This window comes from Scandinavium lactucae (genome assembly GCF_033843265.1).
GTDB lineage: Bacteria > Pseudomonadota > Gammaproteobacteria > Enterobacterales > Enterobacteriaceae > Scandinavium > Scandinavium lactucae.
Window position 1 is genome coordinate 829,054 of record NZ_JAWXRD010000040.1, and the last position, 16,810, is coordinate 845,863.

17 protein-coding genes are annotated in these 16,810 nt (G+C 53.4%); 9 read left to right on the top strand and 8 right to left on the bottom strand.

Features of this window, described 5'->3' with window-relative positions:
• Nucleotides 1–48: 48 nt before the first annotated feature.
• Nucleotides 49–366, top strand: coding sequence for a heat shock protein HspQ (hspQ, locus tag SIK69_RS21760; protein WP_319630566.1), 318 nt, complete (start codon nt 49–51; stop codon nt 364–366).
• Between the two features lie 29 nt (nt 367–395).
• Here hspQ and SIK69_RS21765 read toward each other — a convergent pair whose 3' ends face one another.
• Nucleotides 396–809 carry a CoA-binding protein gene (locus tag SIK69_RS21765; protein ID WP_319629876.1) on the bottom strand — a complete coding sequence of 138 codons (414 nt, stop codon included), beginning with the start codon at nt 807–809 and terminating at the stop codon, nt 396–398.
• A gap of 168 nt (nt 810–977) precedes the next feature.
• Between SIK69_RS21765 and csgI the strand changes: the two genes are divergently transcribed.
• Together csgI and mgsA are read left to right on the top strand one after the other, a co-directional pair.
• Entirely contained in the window at nt 978–1,640 is a 663-nt protein-coding gene (csgI, locus tag SIK69_RS21770) for a curli synthesis inhibitor (protein WP_319787097.1), read from the top strand.
• A 94-nt stretch (nt 1,641–1,734) separates the two neighbouring features.
• A complete protein-coding gene (gene mgsA / locus SIK69_RS21775) occupies nt 1,735–2,193 on the top strand; it encodes a methylglyoxal synthase (RefSeq protein ID WP_319629874.1) in 459 nt (152 codons plus the stop codon).
• A gap of 56 nt (nt 2,194–2,249) precedes the next feature.
• Here mgsA and helD read toward each other — a convergent pair whose 3' ends face one another.
• A complete protein-coding gene (gene helD / locus SIK69_RS21780) occupies nt 2,250–4,304 on the bottom strand; it encodes a DNA helicase IV (RefSeq protein ID WP_319787098.1) in 2,055 nt (684 codons plus the stop codon).
• Nucleotides 4,305–4,428: 124 nt separating this feature from the next.
• Here helD and SIK69_RS21785 point away from each other — a divergent pair, with 124 nt between their 5' ends.
• Nucleotides 4,429–4,875: a YccF domain-containing protein gene (locus tag SIK69_RS21785; protein WP_319787100.1), complete on the top strand. Its 447-nt coding sequence runs from the start codon at nt 4,429–4,431 to the stop codon at nt 4,873–4,875.
• A gap of 17 nt (nt 4,876–4,892) precedes the next feature.
• Nucleotides 4,893–7,028 carry a YccS family putative transporter gene (gene yccS, locus SIK69_RS21790; protein WP_319787101.1) on the top strand — a complete coding sequence of 712 codons (2,136 nt, stop codon included), beginning with the start codon at nt 4,893–4,895 and terminating at the stop codon, nt 7,026–7,028.
• On the opposite strand, the gene SIK69_RS21795 is transcribed toward yccS, so the two are convergent.
• The gene (locus tag SIK69_RS21795) at nt 7,009–7,638 is read right to left on the bottom strand and encodes a TfoX/Sxy family DNA transformation protein (protein ID WP_319629870.1); all 630 of its coding nucleotides are present in this window, start codon (nt 7,636–7,638) and stop codon (nt 7,009–7,011) included. The two genes, yccS and SIK69_RS21795, sit on opposite strands and share 20 nt — an antisense overlap.
• A gap of 217 nt (nt 7,639–7,855) precedes the next feature.
• Here SIK69_RS21795 and sulA point away from each other — a divergent pair, with 217 nt between their 5' ends.
• Together sulA and ompA are read left to right on the top strand one after the other, a co-directional pair.
• Nucleotides 7,856–8,353: an SOS-induced cell division inhibitor SulA gene (gene sulA / locus SIK69_RS21800; RefSeq protein WP_319629869.1), complete on the top strand. Its 498-nt coding sequence runs from the start codon at nt 7,856–7,858 to the stop codon at nt 8,351–8,353.
• 354 nt (nt 8,354–8,707) lie between these two features.
• Nucleotides 8,708–9,760: a porin OmpA gene (gene ompA / locus SIK69_RS21805; protein ID WP_319629868.1), complete on the top strand. Its 1,053-nt coding sequence runs from the start codon at nt 8,708–8,710 to the stop codon at nt 9,758–9,760.
• Between the two features lie 100 nt (nt 9,761–9,860).
• On the opposite strand, the gene matP is transcribed toward ompA, so the two are convergent.
• Nucleotides 9,861–10,313, bottom strand: coding sequence for a macrodomain Ter protein MatP (gene matP, locus SIK69_RS21810; protein ID WP_319787102.1), 453 nt, complete (start codon nt 10,311–10,313; stop codon nt 9,861–9,863).
• 184 nt (nt 10,314–10,497) lie between these two features.
• Between matP and SIK69_RS21815 the strand changes: the two genes are divergently transcribed.
• Complete coding sequence (locus tag SIK69_RS21815) at nt 10,498–12,255, top strand: AAA family ATPase (RefSeq protein WP_319629866.1); 1,758 nt, start codon at nt 10,498–10,500, stop codon at nt 12,253–12,255.
• A gap of 69 nt (nt 12,256–12,324) precedes the next feature.
• Nucleotides 12,325–12,843 carry a bifunctional 3-hydroxydecanoyl-ACP dehydratase/trans-2-decenoyl-ACP isomerase gene (gene fabA / locus SIK69_RS21820; RefSeq protein ID WP_319629865.1) on the top strand — a complete coding sequence of 173 codons (519 nt, stop codon included), beginning with the start codon at nt 12,325–12,327 and terminating at the stop codon, nt 12,841–12,843.
• Between the two features lie 80 nt (nt 12,844–12,923).
• Here fabA and rmf read toward each other — a convergent pair whose 3' ends face one another.
• From rmf to pqiA, 4 genes are all read right to left on the bottom strand, one after another.
• Nucleotides 12,924–13,091 (bottom strand): ribosome modulation factor, encoded by a 168-nt coding sequence (rmf, locus tag SIK69_RS21825; protein WP_054179110.1) that lies wholly within the window; start codon nt 13,089–13,091, stop codon nt 12,924–12,926.
• 255 nt (nt 13,092–13,346) lie between these two features.
• The gene (pqiC, locus tag SIK69_RS21830; protein ID WP_319629864.1) at nt 13,347–13,913 is read right to left on the bottom strand and encodes a membrane integrity-associated transporter subunit PqiC; all 567 of its coding nucleotides are present in this window, start codon (nt 13,911–13,913) and stop codon (nt 13,347–13,349) included.
• Complete coding sequence (pqiB, locus tag SIK69_RS21835) at nt 13,910–15,550, bottom strand: intermembrane transport protein PqiB (RefSeq protein WP_319629863.1); 1,641 nt, start codon at nt 15,548–15,550, stop codon at nt 13,910–13,912. The genes pqiC and pqiB overlap by 4 nt, the downstream gene beginning before the upstream one ends.
• A 1-nt stretch (nt 15,551) precedes the next feature.
• Complete coding sequence (gene pqiA / locus SIK69_RS21840; protein WP_319629862.1) at nt 15,552–16,808, bottom strand: membrane integrity-associated transporter subunit PqiA; 1,257 nt, start codon at nt 16,806–16,808, stop codon at nt 15,552–15,554.
• Between the last annotated feature and the right edge of the window lie 2 nt (nt 16,809–16,810).

Here is a 16,810-nt window from a genome sequence, read left to right on the forward strand (position 1 = left end):
ATTGCCCACATATCCCCTGTAAGTAATGTTTCCCGGGAGGTGACTATGATGATTGCCAGCAAATTCGGTATCGGCCAGCAGGTCCGCCATTCGCTGTTAGGGTATCTTGGCGTGATTGTCGATATCGACCCGGAATATTCCCTCGACGATCCCTCTGATGATGAGGTGGCGGTGAACGACGAACTGCGCGCCTCACCGTGGTATCACGTGGTGATGGAAGATGACGACGGTGAACCCGTCCATACTTATCTCGCAGAAGCTCAGCTGAAAAGCGAAGCCTTTGACGAGCATCCGGAACAGCCCTCGATGGACGAACTGGCGCAGTCCATTCGCCAACAGCTTCAGGCTCCTCGCCTGCGCAACTAATAAAAAACCCCGCTGATGCGGGGTTTGTTTTATTTGGCGAGTCCCAGTCGCGGGATTTCAATCGCCGGACATTTATCCATAACCACGTTCATTCCCGCATCGCGCGCCAGCACCGCTGCCTGCTCGTTGATTACGCCCAGCTGCATCCACAGGGTTTTCGCGCCAATAGCAATAGCCTCTTGCGCCACACCCCACGCCGCTTCGGAATTACGGAACACATCGACCATGTCCACTTTTTCGGGCACCTCTGCCAACGTTCCATAGCCCTGCTGGCCCAGCAGCGTTTTACCTGCCACTTTCGGCGAAACCGGAATGACGTGATAACCCTGATCCAGTAAATATTTCATCACCCGATAGCTTGGGCGATCCGGCTTGTCGCTCGCCCCGACCAGGGCGATAGTGCGGGTCTCGTTCAAAATGCCTGCAATCTGGTTCTCTTTCATTTTGTCCTCCGGGCAATTTTGCAAAGTGTACGTCAATCCTGACATGCCAGCCATTCAGTCATACCTGAGTATGAGGGCGGAAACGTGGAATATGTCTATATGTTAATAAAAACCTATTTCGTAAAGATTTGATACACTCTATAAACAGGCTTATTTCAGGAGATAGCGATGAAAACGGGGATGGTCATGTTATGTCTGTTGCTTCTGATGCCTGCCTGCGTATCTGCCACGACGCTTCGGCTCTCGGGTGATATTAATTTACTGGTCCTGGACGGCAAAAAAGTCTCCAGCCTGCTGTTACGCGGAGCAGAAAGCCTTGAGGTAGATAATGGTCTTCATCAGGTCGTATTTCGGGTGGAGAAAATCATTGTTTTGCCCGATCAGAATCGTCAGCTGTACGTCTCCCCTCCGCTGATTGCCAGCTTCAACTCGCAGTTAGTTGGTCAGATAAATTTTAGCTTACCGCGCCTCGAAACGCTGGAAGAGACCCAGGCCTTCACCAGCACGCCCCACGTCAGCCTGCTTGATGGCAATGCGATGCCTATTCCGGTCAAACTCGATATCCTGGCCATTACCCAGGCGGGCGGGGAGACCGACTACGAAACAGCCACCGAAGCCTACAACCAGGCGAATAAGCAGGCCTCCAGCAGCCCATTCAGCACCCCCCTTCCTGACGACAGCACGCTATTATCGAAAACCAACGAGCTTGATAATCCGGCGTATCAGTCGCAAACCTTGACCGAACAACGGCTCAAATACTGGTTTCAGTTGGCCGATCCGCAAACCCGCCATCGCTTTCTCGAGTGGGCAAAATCGCAGCCGTCCTCTTGAGATCATGACCTGACACAGGAAAAATTGCCGTTGCCGCTTGCAGCAACAATCACTTCCAGTAATCTGTCCGCATGTTGAATAGTGGAAAATAATTATGGAACAGACAACCCGTACTCTGCCGGGCCGCAAACATATCGCCCTGGTCGCGCACGATCACTGTAAGCAGATGCTGAAAGCCTGGGTGGAGCGCCATCAACCGCTGTTGGCACAGCATAAACTGTATGGCACCGGCACCACCGGGAATCTGGTTCAGCGGGCGACCGGTCTGGATGTAACCGCCATGCTGAGCGGCCCGATGGGCGGCGATCAGCAGGTTGGCGCAATGATCGCCGAAGGCAAAATTGACGTGCTGATCTTTTTCTGGGATCCACTGAATGCGGTGCCGCACGACCCGGATGTAAAAGCCCTACTGCGTCTGGCGACGGTGTGGAATATTCCGGTCGCCACCAACGTGGCTACCGCCGATTTCATTATCCAGTCGGCGAACTTCAATGCCCCGGTTGAGATTCAGATCCCAGATTATCAGCGTTATCTGGCTGAACGGTTGAAGTAAATAAGCGGTGCCCAGCGTTTGCGCGGGCCTACAGGTTGAGTCTGTAGGCCTTTTCATCACGGTTTGCGCGCAACCGGCACATCCAGGTTTTTCAGCACCTCAACAAACGACGACGGCTGTGCTTTGTTGTACATCAACCATACCCGCTGCCGGGCCCGCGTCATCGCCACGTAAAGCAAACGCCGTTCTTCCGCATCCGGAAAATCCTCTGGCTGCGGCAATAGCGCCTGCTCCATCACTGATTCACGTGCGGGGGCCGGAAACGCATCCTGCCCGTCCTGTAAGCCCAACACAATCGCATAATCGGCCTGCTGACCTTTGCTGGCGTGAATAGTCATAAAATCAATTTGCAACTTCGGCCAGCGCGTCGCCGCTTTGTCCAGCGCCGCAGGCTTCAGATGGTGATAACGCGCCATGATCAGAATGCGCTGCTCTGGCTTTGCATACCCGCTGAGCTTATCGAGTAGCGCATCCAGCTGATCGTCGGCCAACAGCGTGACGGCCTTTTTATCGCCAGCCGTCAGGCTGTTCAGCGGCTTGCTAAGCTGATGCGGATTTTGCTGAATAAAGCGATTGGCAATCTCGCCGATTCGGCTATTGAAGCGGTAGGTGGTGTCGAGCGCACAGCAATCACCTTCGCCAAAATAGTGATTAAACGCGGTGGTCAGCGACAGTTGCGCCCCGCTGAAACGGTAGATTGCCTGCCAGTCATCGCCGACGGCAAACAGCGTGGTCTGGGAGTTTTGTTTACGCAAGGCCGCCAGCAGCGCGGCACGCTGCGGCGAAATGTCCTGAAACTCATCCACCAGAATATGTTTCCAGGGGCTGACAAAACGCCCTTTCTCCAGCACGTTAATCGCCTGATGAATCAAGCCGGAGAAATCCAGCGCACCTTCGTCTTTCAGCGCCGTTTTCCATGCTTTAAGCAGCGGGGCCATCAGCTTGATGCGCTTGCCAAACAGCTCGCGTACCTCTTCCGGCGCGCCTTCAATCATTTCGGCCTGTGAGCCACCGTGGCTACGCATCAGACTCACCCAGCGGTCAAGTCGGCTCCCCATACGGCGCAGGATTTTCGGGTCATGCCAGTAGTCTTCCTCCGGCACTTCCCATTCCATTTCCTCTGTTAGCCATTGTCGCCAGCCTTTGGCCTGCGCTTTTTTCTCCTGACATTGCTGCTGCCAGCAGTCGGTCAGTAATTTCTGGCGAGCCACCGTGTCATTTTCCAGCTTGCTGATGACCGGCACTTTTTTACTGCCCTGCTGGATAATATGCAGCGCCAGCGCGTGAAACGTTTTGGCGCTGATGGCGTCAGTATGCAGACGTTCACGGATACGTTCGTCCATCTCCTGTGCGGCCTTTCGGCCAAACGCCAGCAGTAATATTTGTGAGGCATCGGCTTCACCGCGCGTCAGCAGCCAGCCCGCCCGGGCCACCAGCACTGAGGTTTTGCCACTGCCAGCCCCGGCAAGTACCAGTAATGAACGCTCGCCATTCACTACCGCCCGCGCCTGAGCGCTGTTCAACGGCGAGGATTCGATCCCTGCGAAGAAGGCGGCATACTGGCTCAGCATTGTTTCAGTAAAAGCCTGATTGTGCTTCAAGCGGCTGGCATCCCTATCCTTCAACCACGCCTGACACTGCCGCCACAGTTCGCGACAATTGTCAAAACTCTCCAGTCGACTGACGGGTACAGGCAGTGCTTCAAGCGCATGAAGAATTTTTTGTCGCAGCTGTGCGACCGCATCGCGGGTCAGCCATTTGCCTTCCGCGCTGTGACGGGAAATCACCGTCAGCTGCTGGTGCAGTACCTCGGCGGCGATGCTGCTCATCTCCTCGCTCCACTGCTGCCAGCGGGTATACAGGTGATGATGAAAACGTTGGGTATCGGCCCATTCAGTGCCGTGCAGACGCACCACTTTGTCGTCCGGCAGGACGAACTCCAGTTCGCCCCACACCAGCCCACGCTTACAGTGAATAGCGGTTAGCTGATTAAAAGGAATCAGATATTCGTGGCGATCGCCGGACACTTTGACCCCGGCATTCAGGAGTTCAACCCGATCATAAGGATGCTGAGCCATTCGTTTGCCGAGGGCGGTTGCTTTTAGTTCCATGTCTTGCCAAATCCCGGAGGTAGACTTATGCATGACAGTGTAACCGCCAGATTCCAGGTGCTCCAGCGCTAAAAAACGTTACAATCATCGGGTCTTTCGATTCACAGGACTGAACAGAGGTCATATGCGTACCGTTCTGAATATTTTGAATTTTGTGTTAGGTGGTTTTTTTACAACTCTGGGCTGGTTACTGGCTACTGTCGTCAGCATGGTGCTGATTGTGACCTTACCGATGACCCGTTCCTGCTGGGAAATTACCAAACTTTCGTTCCTGCCGTTTGGTAACGAAGCCGTACACGTAGATGAGCTGAATCCGGACGACAAAAGTGGTCTGATGAACACCGGCGGCACAGTGCTGAACATCCTGTGGTTCGTGCTGTTCGGCTGGTGGCTGTGTCTGACGCACATCGTCGCAGGCATTGCGCAGTGTCTCACCATTATCGGTATTCCAGTGGGAATAGCGAACTTCAAAATCGCCGCAATCGCTCTGTGGCCGGTGGGCCGCCGCGTGGTCTCTGTCGAAACGGCCCGCGCCGCGCGCGAAGCCAATGCGCGTCGCCGTTTTCAGTAATCGGGGCTGATTGCCAAATGTTAAGCCCAATATTGCGTCGCTATACCTGGAACAGCGCCTGGCTGTATAACGCCAGAATCTTCATCGCTCTGTGCGGGACCGCCGCCCTGCCGTGGTGGCTGGGTGACGTCAAACTGACCATCCCTTTGACACTTGGTGTGGTGGCCGCCGCGCTGGCGGACCTCGATGACAGACTGGCCGGACGCCTGCGCAATCTGCTGATTACGCTGGTGTGCTTTTTCATCGCTTCGGCGTCGGTAGAACTGTTATTTCCCTGGCCATGGGCATTCGCGCTGGGCCTGACGCTGTCCACCAGCGGATTTATTCTGCTGGGCAGCCTGGGTCAGCGTTACGCCACTATCGCGTTTGGCGCACTGCTGATTGCCATCTACACCATGCTCGGTGTATCGCTGTATGAACACTGGTATCAGCAGCCGTTGCTGCTGCTCGCGGGTGCCATTTGGTACAACCTGCTGACCTTAACCGGGCATCTGATTTTCCCGATTCGTCCATTGCAGGATAATCTCGCCCGCAGCTTTGAACAGCTGGCCTATTATCTGGAACTCAAATCCCGTCTATTCGATCCGGATATCGAAAATGAAGCTCAGGCCCCGCTGGTTGAACTGGCGATGGCTAACGGACAGCTGGTCGCGACGCTTAACCAAACCAAAGCATCGTTGTTGACACGTCTGCGTGGAGATCGCGGCCAGCGGGGGACGCGTCGTACCCTGCACTACTATTTTGCCGCGCAAGATATCCACGAACGCGCCAGTTCCTCGCATGTACAATACCAGTCGCTGCGCGATACTTTCCGCTACAGCGACGTAATGTTCCGTTTCCAGCGCCTGCTTTCGATGCAGTCTCAGGCGTGCCAGCAGCTCTCCAGCTCCATTCTTTTACGCACGCCGTATCAACACGACTCTCGTTTTGAGCGCGTTTTTGCGCATCTGGATGCCGCCCTCGATCGTGTGAGCGCCAGCGGGGCAGATAAAGAACAGATGAAAGCGCTGGGCTTTTTGCTGAACAACCTGCGCGCTATCGACGCCCAGCTGGCAACCATTGAGTCTGAACAGCAAATGGCGATGCCGCAAAGTGAAACCGAGACGCAGCTGGCCGACGATCGCTTGCACGGATTCAGTGATGTCTGGTTGCGATTGAAGCGTAATTTTTCGCCAGACTCCGCTCTTTTCCGCCATGCGGTGAGAATGTCGTTGGTCCTGTGCGCGGGCTATGCCTTTATTCAGTTTACCGGGATGCATCACGGATACTGGATTTTGCTCACCAGCCTGTTCGTGTGCCAGCCGAACTATAACGCGACGCGCCACCGTCTGGCGCTGCGCGTTATCGGCACCTTAATTGGGGTGGCCATCGGGCTACCGGTAATTTTACTGGTGCCGTCTGTGGAAGGACAGTTGTTACTGATTGTGCTGACCGGCGTGCTGTTTTTCGCGTTCCGCAATGTGCAGTATGCCCATGCCACGATGTTTATTACCCTGCTGGTGCTACTGTGCTTCAACCTGTTAGGCGAAGGGTTTGAGGTTGCCCTGCCGCGCGTTATCGACACGCTGATAGGCTGTGCCATCGCCTGGGCCGCGGTCAGCTTTATCTGGCCCGACTGGAAATTCCGTAATTTGCCGACCGTGATGGCGAGAGCGGTCGACGCGAACTGCCGCTATCTGGATGCGATTCTGGAGCAGTATCATCAGGGCCGTGATAATCGTCTGGCATACCGCATTGCCCGTCGCGATGCGCATAACCGTGATGCAGAACTGGCGTCGGTGGTTTCTAATATGTCGACCGAGCCTCGGATAACCGCTGACATGCGTGAAACGGCTTTCCGGCTACTGTGTCTGAATCACACCTTTACCAGTTATATTTCGGCGCTCGGCGCTCACCGGGAAAAGTTAACCAATCCCGATATCCTCGCCCTGCTTGATGATGCGGTGTGCTATGTCGATGACGCATTCCACCACACGCCCTCAGATGAGCAGCGTGTGCAAAGTGCGTTAGCGGGATTAATGGAACGGATCCGCCATCTTGAACCCGGGTCTGATATCAAAGCACCGCTGGTCCTGCAGCAGATTGGATTGATGGTGAGTCTGTTACCTGAGTTTTGCCGCCTACAGCAGCAGGTTACTCCTCAGTCGGTCTGACTTTCCTTTTCGCCGTCATCATCTCTGCCCACGCCTGGAGATGCTGACGGCGCTGCATTGGAATGATAGCCGCATGTATCCCTTGAATCGCCCCTTCCAGTGCAAATAACACACTGATGCTGAGATCTTTGCGAATACCGCGAAGACGAGTCCAGACCGCCACCGCCCCTAATCGACGCAGCGTAACCTCATCATGAATTCCCGCCTCAAACAGCAGGAGTTCAAGCTGAAAAGTGATGTTGGGCAAGTTGCGTAATCGATGTGAATCACAGCGCAAATTCTTTTCGTTTTGCGCCCCCCTTAATGACAGCGCTGACAAGCGCAATAAAAGCGGCTGGTTGTGCCAAAGCGTTTCATCCACCCAGTAATAGTTCAATGAGATTGGTCGCCCACGCTTAGCTAAGGTCAATAATCGAGGCGGCGTTGTGGCGTGATAGGCCGCACTTTGCTCGCAAACCCTAAGGTAAAGGTCGCCATGCGCCACCATGGCAAACACGGTGTCATCGATTGAGAGGCTGTATCCGCCAAATAATGCGCGGTGATGAATCGTTCCTAATGAGGACAAACATTCCTCACATTGATAGATCCGTTTATATGATAGTTTTCCCATGATTATATCCTGTAATCATGCAGTTAGATGAAAGAGTTCTGGTAACGGATCCGTTAGAAATGACCATAAGGAACTTCATTTGCCGGGGCAAGAGGTTCTTTACGAAGGGGACAAATTCTGTGCAATTTTGCGAGGCGCTTTCAGAAAATGAGGTTGATCTTTAAACCCACCGGGTATACTGTATATTCATACAGTAACCCACAGGGCGGGATTCACCATGTACACTTCAGGTTATGCAAATCGCAAAGCAATGGTTTCTGCAACCGCAGTCAACCAACCCCAGCAGAGTGCCACTGGGCTTATTAGCGAAGTGCTTTATCGTGAGGATCAGCCGATGATGACTCAACTGCTGCTGCTTCCTCTTTTGCAGCAACTGGGCCAGCAAGACCGCTGGCAGCTGTGGCTCACCCCGCAGCAAAAGTTGAGCCGCCAGTGGGTTCAGGCCTCTGGTCTTCCACTGTCAAAAGTGATGCAGGCGAGTCAGATGTTGCCAGGTACTACACTTGATTCAATGATTCGTGCACTGCGTACCGGAAACTATAGCGTGGTCATTGGCTGGATTGCTGAAGAATTGAGCGAAGAAGATCAACACCGGCTCGCTAATGCGGCCGAAGAAGGTCACGCCATGGGGTTCATTATGCGTCCCGTTCGAACCACTTCTCAGCCATCGAGACAGTTTCCTGGGCTAAAAATTCACTCGAATTTGTATCATTAAGTAAATTTAGGATTTTTCCTGGTATTTTTTTTGCGCGATCGATAAGCCATGATTATGTACGGGTTATTTTAGGAAAGTGCTTGTGTGGTGCGGTTCTCAGCATTTTGTTCGGAACAAAAATTCAACATAAATGTTAAATAATGTGTATACAACTCTTTTTTTTTCATATGCCTGACGGACTTCACACTTGTAAGTTTCCAAGTACGTTGTAGACTTTACATCGCCAGGGGTGATCGGCTTAAGCCACAGATTATGGCGTACTTATAGTTAGGTCCCGCCCCCGGTGAAGGATTTAACCGTGAACTTCTACATGGATATTCATGGCGATTTTTGGATGATAACGAGGCGCAAAAAATGAAAAAGACAGCTATCGCGATTGCAGTGGCACTGGCTGGCTTCGCTACCGTAGCGCAGGCCGCACCGAAAGATAACACCTGGTATGCTGGTGGTAAGCTGGGCTGGTCTCAGTTCCACGATACCGGTTGGTATGACAGCTCCCTGAACAACAACGGTCCAACCCACGAAAGTCAGCTTGGCGCTGGTGCTTTCGGTGGTTACCAGGTAAACCCGTATGTTGGTTTCGAAATGGGTTATGACTGGCTGGGCCGTATGCCTTATAAAGGCGACCAGGTTAACGGTGCATTCAAAGCTCAGGGCGTTCAGCTGACTGCTAAACTGGGTTACCCGGTAACCGACGATCTGGACGTTTACACCCGTCTGGGCGGCATGGTATGGCGCGCTGACTCCAGCAACAACGTTGCTGGTGACAACCACGACACTGGTGTTTCCCCAGTATTCGCTGGTGGCGTTGAGTGGGCAATGACCCGTGATATCGCTACCCGTCTGGAATACCAGTGGGTTAACAACATCGGCGACGCTGGCACTGTAGGTGTTCGTCCAGACAACGGCATGCTGAGCGTAGGTGTTTCTTACCGTTTCGGTCAGAACGACGTTGCTCCAGTTGTAGCTCCGGCTCCAGCTCCAGCTCCAGAAGTACAGACCAAGCACTTCACTCTGAAGTCTGACGTTCTGTTCAACTTCAACAAAGCGACTCTGAAACCAGAAGGTCAGCAGGCACTGGATCAGCTGTACTCCCAGCTGAGCAACCTGGATCCTAAAGACGGTTCCGTAGTGGTTCTGGGCTTCACCGACCGTATCGGTTCTGACGCTTATAACCAGAAACTGTCTGAGCAGCGTGCACAGTCTGTTGTCGATTACCTCGTATCTAAAGGTATTCCGTCTAACAAGATCTCCCCACGTGGTATGGGTGAATCCAACCCAGTTACAGGCAACACCTGTGACAACGTGAAAGCTCGCGCTGCACTGATCGATTGCCTGGCACCAGATCGTCGCGTAGAGATCGAAGTTAAAGGCAGCAAAGACGTTGTAACTCAGCCACAGGCTTAAGTTATCGTCTAATAAAAAACCCCGCGATGCGGGGTTTTTTTTGTCCTGCGAATCTGAAATAGATAAGCCTGCAGCTACAATTTACCTGAATTATTCCCTGTTACTCTTTCCCTAACATCGCCTGCAAGTCCTGCTTCAGCGTGCTCATCTTAGTAGCATACTTCTCTTTGTTTTCCGCATCTTCAATCAGCTGCACGATTGTTTCTGACAGCGTTTTACCCCGACGTTGTGCCAGGACTGCCAGCCGTTGCCAGACAATAAATTCCAGGTCGATAGATTTCTTGCGAGTATGCTGATGCTCAGCGTTGAAATGCCGCTTGCGCCGCGCCCGAATCGTCTGTTTGAGACGATTGAACAACCCGGGGTTCATGTGTTGCTCAATCCAGTCGTTAACCTGTACAGGTTCGTTTTCGAGCGTCAACAAGGTATCTACCGCGTCCTGTGCCGCGCTGGCCTCAATGTAGCGGGTGATGAGCTCACCTTCCCGGTGCTTTTTCACCAGGTACTTCCATTTCCAGCCGCTTTCAAGGTTTTCCAGTTGTTGATATTTCATTGCGATCTCAATGTGACCGTGTAACTCATTTCAGGATAACAGGTTTTTGCTGATGTGCTGAGAAGAAATCACCCTTGCCTCACAAGGCTCACGCCATCACAAAAGTAGCCTACTAATCCCCGTGTGCTGACTGACGCCTTGAGGTATAATCACCCGCTTTACATCTGACTAAAAAACAGCGACTTTGACGATTACAAAACTTTCACGGCGCGATTTAGCCCCTGACCTTGAAGCTTATCAGACGCTGTTCGCCCAGCCTGATTTAGCCACTGAAACCGATTCCTTACCCAGCGAACTGCAGGCTCGTCTGCACTACGCGCTGGATCAATTCCTTTATCCTCAGGCTATCTCTGACATTCTGCTTGTTAAAGCCCCAGAGGAGCCGGAATACCTGCAACTGCTAGCGGATGCGACGCGCGAATTGCGAACTATCCCGTCAGCGCTGTGTGGCGTTCGCTACACGGTGAAGGGTAGCACTGTCAGTCTGACCCCCGCCTCTACGCCAGAAGACAACTTCGCAAGTCAGGGCCCGGTAATTCAGGCTGATTGGGTTGAAGCCGAGCAATTGTTCGGCTGCGTCCGCCAATTCAATGGCGAAATTACGCTCCAGCCGGGTCTGGTACATCAGGCTAACGGCGGCGTGTTGATCCTGTCACTGCGCAGCCTGCTCTCGCAGCCACTGCTGTGGATGCGTCTGAAAAATATCGTTTCCCGCCAGCGCTTTGACTGGCTGACCTTTGATGACGCCCGTCCCCTGCCGGTCACCATCCCCTCCATGCCGTTGTCGCTGAAGGTGATGCTGGTCGGTGAACGCGAATCTCTGGCGGATTTCCAGGAGATGGAACCGGAACTGTGCGAAAAAGCCCTCTACAGTGAATATGAGGATAATCTGCAGATAGTCGATGAAGACGCGCAGAAACTCTGGTGCCAGTGGGTGTGGCATATCGCTCGTGGCCTGAATTTACCAGGCCCCGATACTGATGCGTGGCCGCTGTTGATTCAGGAAGGCGCTCGCTACACCGGCGACCAGCAGGCATTGCCGCTGTGTCCGCTGTGGATTGGTCGCCAGCTGCGTGAAGCGGCGGCCTTCTGTGAAGGTGAACGCTTTAACGCAGAGCAATTGGCGACGATGCTTAATCAGCGTCAGTGGCGTGAAGGCTACCTTGCCGAGCGTATGCAGGACGAGATTCTGCTTGAGCAGATCCTGATTGAAACCGAAGGCGAACAGATTGGGCAGATCAACGCTCTGTCAGTGGTTGAGTTCCCGGGTCATCCACGTGCCTTTGGTGAGCCTTCACGTATCAGCTGTGTAGTGCATATTGGTGATGGCGAGTTCACTGATATTGAGCGGAAAGCGGAACTCGGCGGCAACATCCATGCCAAAGGCATGATGATCATGCAGGCGTTTCTGATGTCAGAGCTCGGGCTGGATCAACAAATCCCCTTCTCTGCATCATTGACGTTCGAACAATCCTACAGTGAAGTGGACGGGGACAGCGCATCAATGGCTGAACTCTGTGCGCTCATCAGTGCGCTGTCGAACGTGCCGGTCAATCAGAGCCTGGCGATTACCGGTTCCGTTGATCAGTTCGGTCGTGCGCAGCCGGTCGGTGGCCTCAATGAAAAAATTGAAGGCTTCTTCGCCATCTGTCAGCAACGCGGCTTAACGGGCAAACAGGGTATCATTATTCCTGCCGCCAACGTGCGTCATCTTAGCCTCGCGCAGGATGTGCAGCAGGCCGTAGAAGCGGGTGAATTTTCACTGTGGGCGATAGATGATGTGACCGATGCCCTGCCACTCCTGACTCAGTTGATTTGGGATGGGGAAGGTCAAACCACGCTTCTGCAAACTATTCAGGAACGTATAGCTCAGGCAAATCAGCAGGATACACGTCATCGCCCGTGGGCGTTACGCTGGATGAACTGGTTTCATTCAAACTGATCGGACTTGTTCAGCGTACACGTGTTAGCTATCCTGCGTCGCGAACTCAAAATAAGGCTTACTGAAAACATGGTAGATAAACGCGAATCCTATACAAAAGAAGATCTTCTTGCCTCCGGACGCGGCGAGCTGTTTGGCGAAAAAGGCCCACAGCTGCCGTCAGCCAACATGCTGATGATGGACCGTGTCGTTAAAATGTCCGAAACAGGCGGTAACTTCGATAAAGGCTACGTGGAAGCAGAACTGGATATCAATCCAGACCTGTGGTTCTTCGGTTGCCACTTCATTGGTGACCCGGTAATGCCTGGCTGCCTCGGCCTTGATGCCATGTGGCAGCTGGTTGGTTTCTATCTGGGCTGGCTCGGCGGTGAAGGCAAAGGCCGTGCGCTGGGCGTGGGTGAAGTGAAATTCACCGGTCAGATCCTGCCGACCGCGAAAAAAGTGACCTATCGTATCCACTTCAAACGCGTTATCAACCGTCGTCTGATTCTGGGTATCGCGGATGGTGAAGTGCTGGTTGACGGTCATCGCATCTATGAAGCGACCGACCTGAAGGTTGGCCTGTTCCAGGACACCTCTGCGTTCTAATTCGTTTCATTGCCCTTCAGGGCTTTCAGAAACGGCGAAGCCTCTGCATGCAGAGGCTTCTTTGTTTTAAAGAGACAGCATCAGGCGATAACTGCCCTGTCCTCCATGGCTTCTCGCCAGCCTCCCAGCCAGTGTGACCTTTGATTTAAGGTCTGATAAGGACAGATTTCTTTTGATTTACCAGCGATGCCAGCCTGGTATCCACGTTGATGTGCCCGTTCCAGGCGATCACGTTTTTGTCTCTTCATGCCTCGTTTCCCTCATTTTTTGATCTGGTGGAAAAGAAAACAATGGTCACCAAATGTGCAACCACACATTAGGGATAACCTGAATCGGGCGCAGCGTCAATGCGCAAAATTCACGCCAGTGTCATATTTGTGAGCTACTCAGAAGTTCATTTGTACAAAAAGTGTGAAGCGGCACAACTAACCGCCTGAGGCCAAATGCAAAAAAAACCGCAGCAGAAAATTGTCTGCTGCGGCTTTAACGGTGATGAATTTTACTTATGGCAAGCGATTCATCGACTGAGCAATCGCGGCGGCTTCCTGACTCCAGGCCTGCGCCAACGTTTTTACCATCGCATCATAACCGTCCTGCTGTTGCTTGATTTCGATGTGGAATGGACGCTTGATAAGCTGCCCCTGATGGTTCAGAAGCCACTCACCGCTGACAATCACCTTCCCATCGTAACGACCATGGAAACCGCTGACATTGACGTTCAGCGTATCCTGGCTGCTGCCTAACGGCTGTGAGGCCACTACCCAGCCCGGAAGCTGGTTACTCAGGTTCGCCACCAGGGTGGTACGCAACTGCTGATCCAGCGGGCTGGCCCACAGATTGTTATTGGCAATCACGTACTGCACGTCGCTGGTCTGATACACCACGCCGTTTCCGGCGAGGTAATCAGGAATGCTCACTTGCTCCACCCACAGCAGCCGTCCATCCTGGCTGGTGGTGCTTTGTATTCCCGTTTGCGGGAGCGGCAGTTGATAGTACGTTTTGCTTTCAGTGCCGCTGCTGCATGCCGACAGCAGGCAGACCATCGCTACGGCGGGTAGCCATTTTTTCATTGTTTTGCCCTCTTCGGCTGCGGATCCTTTTTATCCTTCGCTTCGAACACCAGTGCGTTGCTCTTATCGTTGAGCGTCTTCAGTACCGGCTGGAGTTCACGCAGGACCTGATCCAGACGCTGCATATCACCGACCATCTTGTTGTAGGCCGCGGAACCCGGCTGGAAGCCCTGCATACTGCGGTTCAGCTCACGCAGCGTTTTCTGCATGTCGGCTGGCAGGTCCTGCATCGACTGGCTGGCGGTAATCTTATTCAGATTATCCAGTGTAGCCTGCATATGCTTCATGGTAGTCTGGCTTTCTTGCAGCGTACTGGTTGCCTGCTGTAACAGCGGGTTCAACGGCAGGTTGTTGATCTTATCGAGAGCATCCATCAGACGCTGTTGAATCTGCGCCAGGCCACCACTCACGGTTGGAATGATGGCGAAGCCGCCGAATTCACGGAACTTGCCGCGCGGTTCAGCCTTCGGATAGAAATCGAGATCGATATACAACGCGCCGGTGACCAGATTCCCTGACTTCAGAGAACCCCGCAGTCCCCGGTCAATCAGGGTATCCAGATGTTTACGAATATCCGGATCGCCGCCGAGCTGATTAATCAGGCGTTCGGGCTCGATACGCACCTGGACCGGAATGCGATAATCGTCATTCAGACGCTGATGCAGCCCTGGAATAAAGAACGGCACTTTACCGACAGTCCCGAGGCGAATACCGCGGAATTCTACCGGTGCGCCAGGCTGAAGGCCACGAACCGAATCTTTAAAGAACATCACATAATCAATATGTTCGGTGTACATCGCATCCTGAATGGTGCGCTGATCATCAAACAGGTGATATTCCGTTTTATTCGCCACCGGCTCGCCGAGTTCCTGCCCTTCCGGCACGTCAAAGCTCACGCCTCCGCCAAACAGAGTGGCCAGCGATCCCATCTCGACACGCATCCCGGCCGAGGTCAGATCCACCGCAATGCCGCTGTCTTTCCAGAAGCGTACGTTGGTGGTCACCAGTCGATCGTTCGGCGCATTGATAAACAGCTGATAACTGATAGTGCGTTTTTCCGCATTAAAGCTGCTGGTTTCCACCGAGCCTACGCGATAACCGCGGAAAAGGACTGGATCACCTGGAGAGAGTTGTCCTGCCTTTTTGCTTTCGAGGTTTATGCGGATGCCTTTCGCATCTGGCGGTGCCAGCGGCGGCGCATCCAGCAGCGAGAACTGGGCAGGCTGAGCGCCCTTTTTACCCGGTTGCAGTTCGATGTACGCCCCCGACAGCAACGTGCCAAGGCCGCTGATCCCTTCGCGCCCTACCTGTGGTTTGACCACCCAGAACACGGAATCGCCATGCAGCAGTTTTTCCATGCCGGTGTTTAGACGCGCCTTAATTTCGACGTGCGTCAGGTCATCAGTCAAGGTGGTACTTTCCACCACGCCGACGTCTACGCTGCGGCTCTTAATGCGGGTTTTTCCGCCTTCAATACCCTCTGCGTTGGTCGTCATCAGCGTCACTTCCGGGCCCTGATGGCTGTAGTGATAAAAGATTATCCAGGCACCGATCAGTGCGGTGACGATGGGAAAGATCCACACCGGCGACCAGTTCTTCACCTTCTGCACTTTGGCCTCTCCACTCTTATTTTCCATGTTATTGCTTTTCCTCATGGCTTGATTCTGGCTCACGATCCCATAACAGACGCGGATCGAAGGTCATGGCGGAGAACATTGTCATCACGACCACCAGCGCAAACATCACTGCTCCAATCGCCGGATAGATATTCATTAACCCTCCCATGCGTACCAGTGCTGACAGCACTGCTATCACAAAGACATCAATCATTGACCAGCGGCCAACGAATTCAACCACCTCATACAGCAAATGCAGCCGCTCGCTGTCTCGCTTCCCTTTCCCGTTGGCATTCCAGCACAGCCAGGCGATGGCGATCATTTTCAGCGTCGGCACCATAATACTGGCAATAAATATCACCATGGCGACCGGATAGGACCCTTCACTCCAGATCAATATGACACCCGCGATAATGGTCGAGGGCATTTTATCGCCCAACAGATCCGTAATCATGATCGGCATAATATTGGCAGGAAAGTAGAGAAGAATAGAGGTCACTAACAGTGCCAGCGTCCACTGTACGCTGTTTTTACGCCTGACCGTGCCCTTTGATTCACAGCGCGGACATACGTGCTGGTCAGCAGGCAAAATGGCCGTGCAGCAGGTGCAGGACCGTAGGCCTTGCTGAATGCCCGGCACGCCTACTTTTAGCGGCTGCTCCAGTTTCGGCATCGGGGCGATATCTTCCCACAGCCAGCGGCGGTCAACGCACTGAAAGGCGCGCAGCTGTAGCAAACAGAACAGACACCAGGGGATAAAACTGCTGCCGACACCGACATCGCCGTAAGCCATCAGCTTCACAAAGCTGACTAATACTCCGGCGAGAAATATTTCCGCCATTCCCCAGCTTTTTAAATGGAACAGGATGCGGGCAAGAAAGGCCTGGATTTTTTCCGGCAGCGGCACCCGATTGACCAGCAAGATAATGGTCAGCAGGCAAAACGCCGGGACCAACTGGACAAACAGCAGGAAAAAGGTGCCGAGGCTGGCGTAGTCTTCGGTGAATAATACGCGGGGAATTTCCAGCAGTTCGACTTCACTGTTAATTCCGCCCACGCTCATATTGACGAAGGGAAACAGGTTAGCGAGCAGCAGCATGAACAGCGCCACCAGCGCATAGGCGGTGGGCCGCTGTCGCGGCTCATCCCATTCCGTGGTAAGCGTTGTGTGACAACGAGGACACAACGCTTTGTGGCGGTGCTCAAGGTGCGGTAACGCCACCAGCATATCGCATTGTGGGCACAGAATGTGCCCGGTCGCAGGGTGATGCTCGCACATGA